This is a genomic window from Pseudomonas sp. PvP100 (genome assembly GCF_017833055.1).
Lineage (GTDB): Bacteria > Pseudomonadota > Gammaproteobacteria > Pseudomonadales > Pseudomonadaceae > Aquipseudomonas > Aquipseudomonas syringae.
Map to the genome: position 1 here is coordinate 5,044,560 of NZ_JAFIBO010000001.1, position 11,795 is coordinate 5,056,354.

The window sequence follows — 11,795 nt, forward strand, 5'->3', positions numbered from 1 at the left end:
CATGTTGAAGAAGTCTCTCGCCGCTCTGGCTCTGGGTACCGCATTGTTGTCTGCTGGCCAGGCCATGGCTGCCGACTACGTTATCGACAAGGAAGGTCAACACGCATTCGTTGACTTCAAGATCAGCCACCTGGGTTACAGCTTCATCCACGGTACCTTCAAGGACTGGGACGGCACGTTCAGCTTCGATGCTGCCAAGCCTGAAGCCAGTAAAATCAATGTCGATCTGAAAACCGCCAGCCTGTTCACCAACCACGCTGAGCGCGACAAACACATCTCCAGCAAAGACTTCCTGGACGTTGCCAAATACCCTGAGGCCAAATTCGTTTCCACCGCAGTCAAATCGACTGGCGAGAAAACGGCTGACGTCACTGGCGACCTGACCCTGCACGGCGTGACCAAGCCAATCGTCATCAAGGCAACCTTCAACGGCGAAGGCAAGGATCCATGGGGCGGCTACCGTGCCGGCTTCAACGGTACTTCGACGCTGAACCTGAACGACTTCGGCATCAAAGGCCCAGGCCCGACGTCGCAGACGCTGGATCTGGACATCAGCTTCGAAGGCGTACAGAAGAAGTAATTGCACGCTTGATCGACAGAACGCCGACCCTTGGGTCGGCGTTTTTGTTGGTGCTGCCCAGGATCGAACGCGGAGCGTCCAAGGCTGCGCTACTACGCGGAGCGCTTATCTTCATATACAAGCCCTGAAAAGCTCGGAGGACGGCGCTTTCAGGTTTCTGCCCGCAGGGCGTGGGAGCGGACCGGGCGACGCTTCGCTTGTTCGCGAAAGGGCCTGTATATTCACCGAAAATGCATCGTCTGAGCTGAAGCCTTCGCGAACAATGCGGATCGCCGCCCCGGTCGCTCCTACGGCCTTCGGCCAGAATCAAAAACAGATTTACGTATACGCAGAGTGCGGGAGCGATCATCTCGCACGACGATCATCGATACAACAAACAAAAACGCCCCGAGCAAGTCGGGGCGTTTTTAGTGTTGCGTGGCTATCAGCTGTCGCGATTGCGGGTCAGCAGGGCCGGTTTTTCACCGCGTGGACGGCTTGGCAACTGGTCCAGTTGCTCGGCAGAAGGGAAGCGGTCGATCTTGGATTCCTTGTGCACGATCTTTGGCTGAGGCTGGCCGTCGCGGGGTGCGCGTGCGACTGGCTCCTGACCTTCACGTGGCAAGGGTTGCTCTTCACGTGCCGGGCGACGGCCACGTGGCTGACCATCACGCGAGCGGGGTGCCGATGAACCCGAGCCGTTGCGCTTTGGCGCGCCACTGCCCGAGCCGTTGCGAGCGCCACCGGCAGGGCGACCCGGATTGGCCGGGCGAGCAGCGCCGCCAGCGGCCGGTGCGGCTGCGCCAGGCGCGGCAGCAGGGCGACGACCACGGTTCTGGCCTTTGCCCTGATAAGGACTGACGTAGTCCGCGCGGTTGCCAAAGTTGTCTACTTCATCGTCACGGAACTCGTCAGGGGCACGATCGGCTGCCGGACGCGGTGTGGCGGGTTGCGATGCACGCTGTTCGCTGCGAGGCGTGCCCTCACGAGGTTTTTTTTCGCGTGGCTGCCTTGCAGGGCGTTCGCCAGTGGCGGAGGCAGCAGCAGGTTTTTCCTTGCCTTTATCCTTGCCCTTGTCGCGACGACCACCGTTGTTCTTGTCGCCATCGCCACGTGCAGGACGTGCGCCACGTGAGTTGCGAACATCCGGGCGCTCACGCACTTCAGGCTTTTCAGCCTCGACTGCAGTGATGTCGAAGCCCATCAGGTCGCCGTCGGCGATCTTCTGCTTGGTCATGCGCTCGATGCTTTTGAGCAGCTTCTCTTCGTCCGGCGCAACCAGCGAAATGGCTTCACCAGAGCGACCGGCACGGCCGGTACGACCGATACGGTGAACGTAGTCTTCGTCGACGTTGGGCAGCTCGAAGTTGACGACATGCGGCAACTGATCGATATCCAGGCCGCGTGCGGCGATATCGGTCGCGACCATGATGCGTACATCGCCTGCCTTGAAGTCGGCCAGCGCCTTGGTCCGGGCGTTCTGGCTCTTGTTGCCGTGGATCGCGACAGCCGCAAGGCCGTGCTTGTCCAGGTACTCGGCCAGACGGTTGGCACCGTGCTTGGTGCGGGTGAAGACCAGCACCTGTTCCCAGGCGCCGACGGTAATCAGGTGCGCCAGCAGCGAACGCTTGTGGTTGGCTGCCAGGCGGAAAACCCGTTGCTCGATACGCTCGACCGTGGTGTTCGGCGGCGTGACTTCGATGCGCTCTGGGTTGTGCAGCAGCTTGCCGGCCAACGACGTGATGTCATTGGAGAAGGTAGCCGAGAACAGCAGGTTCTGGCGCTTGGCCGGCAGCCGCGCGAGAACCTTCTTGACGTCATGCACGAAGCCCATGTCGAGCATCCGGTCTGCTTCATCGAGCACCAGGATCTCGACGTGGGAGAGGTCGACACTGCCTTGACCGGCCAGGTCGAGCAGGCGGCCAGGGCAGGCCACCAGGACGTCCACACCACGGGACATGGCCTGAACCTGAGGGTTCATGCCGACGCCGCCGAAGATGCAGGCGCTGACGAATTTCAGGTCGCGGGCATAGAGCTTGAAGCTCTCGTGCACCTGTGCGGCCAGTTCGCGGGTCGGGGTCAGGACCAGAACGCGTGGTTGACGCGGGCCGTGACGCTGGGATTTGTCCGGAACACCATTGGGAAAAAGCCGCTCCAGAATAGGGAGGGCGAAACCACCGGTTTTACCAGTACCGGTCTGTGCCGCAACCATCAGGTCGCGACCTTGCAACACGGCGGGAATGGCCCGCTGTTGCACGGGGGTAGGCTGGGTATAGCCCGCTGCCTCGATGGCGCGGACTAAAGCCTCGGAGAGACCGAGGGAAGCAAAGGACATGAGTAATCCTGTTCTGTTGGAGCTTAAGCTCAAGGGATGTCTTGCCTGGCGCGAATGGCGTGTAAAGACAACGCGATCCCGTCCGGTCCTGCCGGGTCTTCAGTGCATTCCGTGACGTCTGCGCTTGATGAAAATTGCGCTGTTGGCGTGAACGGATGACGATTGCAAGACCGGGCGTCCGGGCGTAAGCCTGGCGGGAAGGCTGGAGTATAACAGAGCGAGCGCAATACGCCGCTTTCCTGCTGCCCAACGGTGTATGAGGCCGCGATCCCCCGGAAACGGCCGGTTGGATCGCGGTGCCGCAGCCGTTTTCAGCGCGGCAGTTGCAGGTTGTTCCACACCGCCAGGCTCGGTTCTGCCTGGTTCAGCGTGTAGAAGTGCAGGCCAGGGGCGCCGCCTTGCAGCAGTCGTTCGCACATCTGCGTGATGACTTCTTCGCCGAACGCCTGGATGCTTTGCACGTCATCGCCGTAGGCTTCCAGCTGTTTACGGATCCAGCGCGGGATCTCTGCACCGCAGGCGTCCGAGAAGCGCGCCAGCTTGCTGTAATTGGTGATCGGCATGATGCCCGGCACGATCGGAATGCTGACGCCCATCTTCTCGACACGCTCGACGAAGTTGAAATAGCTGTCGGCGTTGAAGAAGTACTGAGTGATCGCACTGTCGGCGCCGGCATTGGCCTTGTTGACGAAGTGCTTGAGGTCGTCTTCGAAATTGCGCGCCTGCGGATGCATTTCCGGGTAGGCGGCGACTTCAATGTGGAAATGGCTGCCGCTTTCCTGGCGAATGAAGCTCACCAGGTCATTGGCGTGACGCAGCTCACCGCTGGCCATGCCCATGCCGGAAGGCAGGTCGCCGCGCAGTGCCACGATGCGTTTGATGCCCGCATCCTTGTACTGCGCCAACAGGTTGCGCAGGTCGTCCTTGCTGTCGCCCACGCAGGACAAATGCGGCGCAGCAGGGACTTTGATCTCGTTTTCCAGCTGCAGCACGGTATTGAGCGTGCGGTCGCGGGTCGAGCCACCGGCACCATAGGTGCAGGAGAAAAAATCGGGGTTGTACGTAGCGAGCTGACGAGCAACGGTCAGCAGCTTTTCATGTCCAGCGTCGGTTTTGGTAGGAAAGAACTCGAAGCTGAAGCGGCGTTCTTGAGACATGGGGTAGGAGGCCTCCAGCTTTTAGCTGCAAGCTACAAGCTGCAAGAGGGCTGTATGCCTGGCTCCGCAGCCTCATGCTTACCGCTCACGGCTGTGTAATAACGATAAAGAAACGAGCGTCAAGCTCAAGCTGCAAACAAGAGAAATGCACTTGCTTGCAGCTTGAAGCTTATCGCTTGCAGCTATCTATCAATAGCGATAAGCGTCTGGCTTGAACGGACCTTCGACGGTCACGCCGATGTAATCGGCCTGGGTCTTGGTCAGCTTGGTCACCACGCCACCGAAGCCGCGAACCATTTCCAGGGCCACTTCTTCGTCGAGCTTCTTCGGCAGTACTTCAACGGTCAGACGCTCGGCTTTCTTGGCGGGTGCCAGGTCAGCGTACTTCTGCTCGAAGAGGAAGATCTGCGCCAGAACCTGGTTGGCGAACGAGCCATCCATGATGCGGCTTGGGTGGCCAGTGGCGTTACCCAGGTTTACTAGACGGCCTTCGGCCAGCAGGATCAGGTAGTCGTCGTTCTGTGCGTCGAACGAGCCTGGGCCGGTACGATGGATCTTGTGAACCTGTGGCTTCACTTCTTCCCATGCCCAGTTCTTGCGCATGAAAGCGGTGTCGATTTCGTTGTCGAAGTGACCAATGTTGCACACCACAGCACGCTTTTTCAGCGCCTTGAGCATGTTGGAGTCGCAAACGTTGACGTTACCGGTGGTGGTCACGATCAGGTCGATCTTGCCCAACAGTGCCTTGTCGATGCTCGCTTCGGTGCCGTCGTTTTCACCGTCGATGAACGGCGAGACCAGCTCGAAACCGTCCATGCAGGCCTGCATGGCGCAGATCGGGTCGACTTCGGTCACTTTGACGATCATGCCTTCCTGACGCAGGGACTGAGCCGAGCCCTTGCCCACGTCACCATAGCCGATCACCAGCGCCTGCTTGCCGGACAGCAAGTGGTCGGTGCCGCGCTTGATGGCGTCGTTCAGGCTGTGACGGCAGCCGTACTTGTTGTCGTTCTTGCTCTTGGTCACCGAGTCGTTGACGTTGATGGCCGGGATTTTCAGCTCGCCCTTGGCCAGCATGTCCAGCAGGCGGTGCACGCCAGTGGTGGTTTCTTCGGTGACGCCGTGGATCTTGTCCAGCATCGCCGGGTATTTCTTGTGGATGATCTCGGTCAGGTCGCCGCCGTCGTCGAGGATCATGTTGGCGTCCCATGGCTGGCCATCCTTGAGGATGGTCTGCTCGATGCACCACTCGTACTCTTCTTCGGTTTCGCCTTTCCAGGCGAACACAGGAATGCCGGCAGCAGCGATGGCCGCAGCAGCCTGGTCCTGAGTGGAGAAAATGTTGCACGACGACCAGCGAACTTCGGCACCGAGGGCAACCAGGGTTTCGATCAGTACGGCGGTCTGAATGGTCATGTGGATGCAACCGAGAATCTTCGCGCCTTTCAGCGGCTGATCACCGGCGTATTTGCGACGCAGACCCATCAGGGCAGGCATTTCGGATTCGGCGATGATGGTTTCGCGGCGGCCCCAGGCAGCCAGGGAAATATCGGCAACCTTGTAGTCATTGAATTCTGCGGGCGTCATTACAGCACTCATTGAGAGTCTCCATTCCATAAAAATGCGAATGGGCGCCGTTGTGCGTTTAAGGTTTGCCGGTCGAGGATCGTCCTGGCAAACAACGCCCCATCCGAGCCTGACAGGGAAAACCTGCTGCAGCGCCCCTCGGACAGGTGGCGGGAACGGTATCAAGCGTAGATGACCGTTTTGAAACGTTTGGCAGTATAGCGGTGCTCGCGATTCTACCCAAGGCTTTCTGTCGGTTTAAAGGCCATCCAATTACCATCTTTCTGTAATAGGGTCGATGCACAGTCGCTATGACGCAGGCATGGGCGCGGGTCGCCAGCTCTGCCATCATGCAGCTATCCATCGGCCAGACGCTCAGGAGTGACTATGAATTTCCACACCCGCAAGTGGGTAAAGCCCGAAGACCTCAACCCCAACGGCACATTGTTCGGCGGTAGCCTGCTGCGCTGGATCGATGAAGAGGCGGCGATCTACGCGATTGTTCAACTGGGTAATCAGCGGGTGGTCACCAAGTACATCTCTGAAATCAACTTCGTCAGTGCCTCGCGTCAGGGCGACATCATCGAACTGGGCATCACCGCCACGGATTTCGGTCGCACCTCGATCACCCTCAAATGCCAGGTGCGCAACAAGATCACCCGCAAAAGCATTTTGACCGTCGACAAGATCGTCTTCGTCAACCTCGACGAAGACGGCCAGCCTGCGCCGCATGGCCGGACTGAAATCCGCTACATCAAGGACCAGTTCGACGTAGAGGACTGACGCTCAGGTCGCTGAACATCGGACGCATAGCGTCCGACACGACCGTTACAGAATGATCGTTCCTCACGCGCGTGGGAATGCCGTTCACGACGCTCCGCGTCGCCCATCCCGCTGGTTTCAGCCCCTGGCCTCCAACTCGCGCAACCACGCCAGACCCACGCTGGTATCGCCTTTCGGACGGTATTCGCAGCCGATCCAGCCGCTGTAGCCCAGTTCGTCGATGACGTTGAACAGGTGCTCGTAGTTCAGCTCACCCAGGTCCGGCTCATGGCGATCCGGTACTCCGGCGATCTGGATATGGCCAATGCCTGCAAAGTCACGACGCAGCTTGCTGGTCAGGTCGCCTTCGACGATCTGGCAGTGGTAGCAGTCGAACTGCACCTTCAGGTTGTCGGCACCCACCAGCTTGCAGATCTCCTGCGCCTGATCCTGACGGTTGAGGAAGAAGCCCGGCATGTCGCGGGTGTTGATCGGCTCGATGAGAATGGTGACGTCTGCGCCCTTGGCTTGCTCAGCCGCGAACGCCAGGTTTTCCAGGTAGACCGCCTGATGACGCTCACGCAAGCTTTCATTGGGCAGCAGGCCGGCCATGACATGCACACGGTCATTGCCCAGCACCTGCGCATATTCCAGTGCCCGCTCGATACCGCTGCGAAACTCCGCTTCACGGCCCGGCAGCGTGGCAATGCCTCGCTCGCCTGCCTCCCAGTCGCCCGGCGGAGCGTTGAACAGCGCCTGCACCAGACCGTTGTCTCTCAGGCGCTGTTTGAGTTCCTGAGTGCTGTAGGCGTAGGGGAACAGGTACTCGACCGCGCCGAAACCATCGGCAGCGGCTGCGGCAAAGCGCTCAAGAAAATCATGCTGCGGGTACAGCATGCTGAGGTTGGCGGCAAAACGAGGCATGTTAACTCCAGTCTTCAAAAGGTCAGACGAATGGCCAAAGCAGCAGGGTGATCACGAAGCCCAGTGTGCCAAGCAGCGTGACCAGTACAGTCCAGGTGCGCAAGCCGTCGGCGACGTTGAGGCCCGCCAGCTTGGTGAACATCCAGTAACCGGCATCGTTGATGTGCGACATGGCCAGACCGCCACCGCCCATGGCCAGACACAGCAGGGCCAGGTGGTTGGCGCTCAGGTCCAGCGTGGCGATCAGCGGGCTGAGAATGCCTGCGGTGGTGACCAGTGCAACGGTGGTCGAGCCCTGAACGGCGCGCAGCAGCAGGGTCAACAGGAAGCCCAGCGCGAGTACCGGCAGACCGGTGTTGCGCAGCGCCTCGGAGACCACGGCACCAATGCCGGTGTCGACCAGCACCTTGCCGAATACGCCACCGGCGCCGGCAATCAGGATCACCATTGCGACACCCGGCAAGGCCGAGCCGATCACATCGGACACCTGGGTACGGCTCCAGCCGCGACGTGAGCCCAGCAGCCAGGCGCACAGCAGGGTATCGATCAGCAGCGCAACCAGAGGCGCGCCGAGCACGGTCAGCACCGCGCGCAGCGTGGAAGTGTCCGGCAACATGGTGGTGGCCAGCGTGCCCATCAGAATCAGCACGATCGGCAGCAGGATCAGCGCGATGATCAGTCCGAAACCCGGTGCGGGCGCGGGCGGCAGCTTGCTTGCCAGGCTGCTGGCGCTCTCTTCAACGCCCATTGTTCGGGTTTCGGTCGCTTCGCGCACAGCGGAGTAATCGTTGCGCGCCCAGGCTTCCAGGTCTTCGTTGGTGACATGCGGGCCATAGACTTCGGCACGGATGTCATCGGTCATCGGGTAAGTCTTTCGGGTCATACGCCCCGCGACGAAGTAGCCGATCATACACAGCACGGCAACGATCGGAATGCCCAGCATCAGCACCCGGCCCAGGTCCGCGCCCAACTGGCTGGCGGCGGCGACAGCGCCAGGATGCGGCGGCAGAAACGCATGCACGGCGAGCAGTGCGGCGCACATTGGCAGCGCGAAAATCAGCAGCGGCTTGCGTGCCGCACGTGCGACACCGTAGGCCAGCGGCATGAGGATGATCACGCCGACCTCGAAGAACACCGGAATACCGACCATGAAGCCGGCAACGGTCAGGGCCAGTGGCGTGCGCCTGTTGCCGAAGCGGTTGATCAGGGTCTTGGCCAGCGCTTCGGCCCCGCCGGACAGCTCGATGATGCGCCCGATCATTGCACCCAAGGCGATGATGATCGCGATATGGCCGAGCGTCTTGCCCATGCCGCCTTCGATGGTGGCAACCAGGTCGGCCGGTTTAACGCCGGCGACCAGCGCCACGATAATGCTGACCAGCATCAGGGCGACAAAGGGCTGGAATTTGTACTTGAGCACCAGAAACAACAGCAGTGCGATGCCCGCACCGGCCACGACCATCAACATGAGCGGCGTCATGCCCGTGCACTCCGGTCAATGGTGGTAAAGGCTGACAACGAAACAGCGGGGTAGGGGTGAGTCATGCTCTCGATTCCTGTTGTTATTGTTGTTCGACCGGGAGGCGCAATGCACTCCCCGATCACCGTGCGTTCATTACCACCTGGCGCCGAACACCTGACGCAGCTCTTCAAGCGTCGCCGGGTCCAGCGGTGCAGGTTTGGGGTTGCTCATCAGCCACAGGCGGGCAGTCTCTTCCAGCTCTTCCAGGGCATAGCAAGCCTTGGCCACCGAGCTTTCCCAGACCACCGGACCGAGGCGCTCGAGCATCACGCCGCGCACGCTGTTGGCCAGTTCCGCCACACGCTCGGCGACTTTCGGCGAGCCCGGACGTTCGTAAGGGATCAAGGGGATGTGCCCAACCTTCATGACCTGATACGGCGTCAGTGGCGGAAGAATGTCGTCTTCCTGCCACACCCCGGCCAGGGTCAAGGCGACCAGATGCGTCGAGTGCGTGTGCACCACGCCGCCGACCTGCGGGTTGCGGTCGTAGACTTCGCGGTGCAGGGCCAGGGTCTTGGACGGCTTGCTGCCGGACACCCATTCACCGGCCAGATTGACCTTGGCAATATCGGCCGGGTCCATGCGGCCCAGGCAGGCGTCGGTCGGGGTAATCAGCCAGCCGTCGTCGAGTCGTGCGCTGATGTTGCCGGCGCTGCCAACCGTATAGCCACGGCCATACAGCAAACGGCCGACGTCGCAGATTTCCTGACGCAGTGCGTTTTCATCAATCATCAGGCAGCCCCCGCCAGTTGCTTGAGCGCCTTGGTGAAGAAGTCGCGCGCACCGAAGTTGCCGGATTTGAGGGCCAGGGCCAGCGGTTGTGCGCCGCTGCTCACCGTGGCCGGAACGCCCGGATCGATCTGTGCGCCGATTTGCAGCAACTGCACGCCCAGTGCCTGAACTACGGCACCGGAGGTTTCGCCACCGGCCACCACGAAACGGCGTACGCCTGCGTCCAGCAGCCCTTTGGCGATTTCACCAAGTGCGGCTTCGACCATGGCCCCGGAGCGTTCGACGCCCAGTTCTTTCTGCACGGCTTTGACTTCGTCCGGGGTGCTGGTGGCGTAGATCAATACGGTCTGCCCGGCATCTTTGGCGAAGGCCAGCGCCTGCTCGACCACTGGCTTGCCAGCGGCCAGGTCCAGCGGATTGATGCGCAGCGCAGGGCGATCAGCTTCCAGCCAGGCCGCAACCTGACCATTGGTGGCGACCGATGCGCTACCCGCCAGTACCACTTCGCCGCCACTGATGGCGACCTGTTTGGCGGCATCGATATCGCGCAGCTTGCCCGCTTTGCGGAAGTTGCCCGGCAGGCCCAGCGCCAGCCCCGAGCCACCGGTCAGCAGCGGCAAGTCGGCGCAGGCTTCGCCCAAGGTGTACAAATCCGCATCCGACAGGGCATCGGCAATTGCCATGCTCACACCTTCGGCGCGCAGCTCGGCAATTCTGTTACGCACGCCTTCGACGCCCTGGGCAATGCTGTCATAGCGCAACAGGCCGACCTTGTGGCGGGTCTGCGCTTGCAGCACACGCACCAGATTGGCATCGGTCATGGGCGTCAGCGGGTGGTTCTGCATGCCCGATTCGCTGAGCAACTGGTCCTGCACGAACAGGTGACCACGGAAGATCGTGCGGCCGTTTTCCGGGAAGGCCGGGCAGGCGAGGGTGAAATCGCTGCCCAGTTGCTCCAGCAGTGCTTCGCTGACCTGGCCGATGTTACCCGCGGCAGTGGAATCGAAGGTCGAGCAGTATTTGAAGAAGATCTGCTCGCAGCCGCGCTCGCGCAGCCATTCCAGAGCCGCCAGGGATTCAGCCACCGCGTCGGCGCTGGGCGTGGTACGCGATTTCAGCGCGATGACAATCGCGTCAGCGTCCAGACCGGCAGCCATCTCGGCGCTGGGTATGCCAATGCTTTGCACGGTGCGCATGCCGCCCCGCACCAGCATGTTGGCCAGGTCGGTGGCGCCGGTGAAGTCATCGGCAATGCAGCCCAGCAGCGGGCGAGCGTTATTCAGGCTCATCAGTCGCTCCTCAGGCTTTTTCTGGCTTGGCTTTCGGCAACTCGATGCCCGGGAAAATCTTGATCACGGCCGAGTCATCCTCGCGACCGAAGCCGGCGCTGGACGCCTGCATGAACATCTGGTGCGCGGTGGCCGAGAGTGGCAGCGGGAATTTGCTGCTGCGTGCGGTATCCAGCACAAGACCGAGGTCCTTGACGAAGATATCCACGGCCGACAGCGGCGTGTAATCGGCATTGAGGATGTGCGGCACGCGGTTTTCGAACATCCACGAGTTACCGGCACTGTTGGTGATCACTTCATACAGCGCGTCAGCGTCGACACCTTCGCGCAGGCCCAGAGCCATGGCTTCGGCGCTGGCGGCGATGTGTACGCCAGCGAGCAGTTGATTGATGATTTTGACTTTCGAGCCCAGACCGTGGACGTCGCCCAGGCGATAGACCTTGCCGGCCATGCCGTTGAGGATGGCTTCTGCCTTGGCGTAGGACTCGGCCGGGCCGGAGGTCATCATGGTCATCTGGCCAGCGGCAGCCTTGGCGGCACCGCCGGAGATCGGCGCATCGAGGTACAGCAGGTTCTGTGCGGCCAGACGCTCGCCCAGTTCGACGGCGAAAGTGGGCGCGACGGTGGCGCAACCGATGACCAGGCAGCCCGGACGCAGCGCGGCAATGGCGCCGTTCTCGCCAAACAGCACGGTTTCGGTCTGCTCGGCGTTGACCACGACGGTGATGATCACATCGCAGGCAGCGGCCATGCTGGCCGGAGAATCACAGGCAACCCCGCCTTCCTGGGCGAATGCTTCGGTCACGCTGGTGCGCACATCACAGGCATGCACAGTGAAGCCGCTACGCAGCAACGAGCGGGCAATGCCCAGACCCATCGCACCCAGGCCGATAACGCCAACGTTCTTGCCAGTCATGCAGTAGTCCTCGAAGTCAGTGCCGATGCCTGT

General features: G+C 61.2%; 10 protein-coding genes and 1 riboswitch. Of the genes, 2 read left to right on the top strand and 8 right to left on the bottom strand.

Translation table 11 applies throughout. The features are described 5' to 3' along the window. The first annotated feature begins 1 nt into the window (after nucleotide 1). Nucleotides 2–580 carry a YceI family protein gene (locus JOE39_RS21850; RefSeq protein WP_003346342.1) on the top strand — a complete coding sequence of 193 codons (579 nt, stop codon included), beginning with the start codon at nucleotides 2–4 and terminating at the stop codon, nucleotides 578–580. Between the two features lie 424 nt (nucleotides 581–1,004). Here the strand turns inward: JOE39_RS21850 and JOE39_RS21855 are convergent, their stop codons facing one another. The 3 genes from JOE39_RS21855 to ahcY form a co-directional block, all read right to left on the bottom strand. Continuing rightward, complete coding sequence (locus JOE39_RS21855; RefSeq protein WP_003316710.1) at nucleotides 1,005–2,894, bottom strand: DEAD/DEAH box helicase; 1,890 nt, start codon at nucleotides 2,892–2,894, stop codon at nucleotides 1,005–1,007. A 311-nt stretch (nucleotides 2,895–3,205) separates the two neighbouring features. After that, complete coding sequence (gene metF / locus JOE39_RS21860) at nucleotides 3,206–4,051, bottom strand: methylenetetrahydrofolate reductase [NAD(P)H] (protein ID WP_003346344.1); 846 nt, start codon at nucleotides 4,049–4,051, stop codon at nucleotides 3,206–3,208. 189 nt (nucleotides 4,052–4,240) lie between these two features. Further along, nucleotides 4,241–5,650: an adenosylhomocysteinase gene (gene ahcY, locus JOE39_RS21865; RefSeq protein ID WP_003392259.1), complete on the bottom strand. Its 1,410-nt coding sequence runs from the start codon at nucleotides 5,648–5,650 to the stop codon at nucleotides 4,241–4,243. 23 nt (nucleotides 5,651–5,673) lie between these two features. Beyond that, nucleotides 5,674–5,784: riboswitch (S-adenosyl-L-homocysteine riboswitch) on the bottom strand. Nucleotides 5,785–6,004: 220 nt separating this feature from the next. Between ahcY and JOE39_RS21870 the strand changes: the two genes are divergently transcribed. Further along, nucleotides 6,005–6,400, top strand: a complete 396-nt coding sequence (locus JOE39_RS21870) for a hotdog domain-containing protein (RefSeq protein ID WP_003316713.1) — start codon at nucleotides 6,005–6,007, stop codon at nucleotides 6,398–6,400. A 117-nt stretch (nucleotides 6,401–6,517) separates the two neighbouring features. Here the strand turns inward: JOE39_RS21870 and otnI are convergent, their stop codons facing one another. From otnI to ltnD, 5 genes are all read right to left on the bottom strand, one after another. Further along, nucleotides 6,518–7,303: a 2-oxo-tetronate isomerase gene (otnI, locus tag JOE39_RS21875; RefSeq protein ID WP_116817244.1), complete on the bottom strand. Its 786-nt coding sequence runs from the start codon at nucleotides 7,301–7,303 to the stop codon at nucleotides 6,518–6,520. Nucleotides 7,304–7,325: 22 nt separating this feature from the next. Beyond that, nucleotides 7,326–8,783 (bottom strand): GntP family transporter, encoded by a 1,458-nt coding sequence (locus tag JOE39_RS21880; protein WP_003414329.1) that lies wholly within the window; start codon nucleotides 8,781–8,783, stop codon nucleotides 7,326–7,328. 135 nt (nucleotides 8,784–8,918) lie between these two features. Next, complete coding sequence (locus JOE39_RS21885) at nucleotides 8,919–9,557, bottom strand: aldolase (protein ID WP_210078288.1); 639 nt, start codon at nucleotides 9,555–9,557, stop codon at nucleotides 8,919–8,921. Then, on the bottom strand, nucleotides 9,557–10,846 hold the full coding sequence (gene otnK, locus JOE39_RS21890; RefSeq protein ID WP_004414687.1) for a 3-oxo-tetronate kinase: 1,290 nt from the start codon (nucleotides 10,844–10,846) through the stop codon (nucleotides 9,557–9,559). Before otnK ends, JOE39_RS21885 begins: the two co-directional genes overlap by 1 nt. Nucleotides 10,847–10,856: 10 nt before the next feature. Further along, entirely contained in the window at nucleotides 10,857–11,762 is a 906-nt protein-coding gene (gene ltnD / locus JOE39_RS21895; protein WP_003316718.1) for an L-threonate dehydrogenase, read from the bottom strand. Nucleotides 11,763–11,795: the final 33 nt, after the last annotated feature.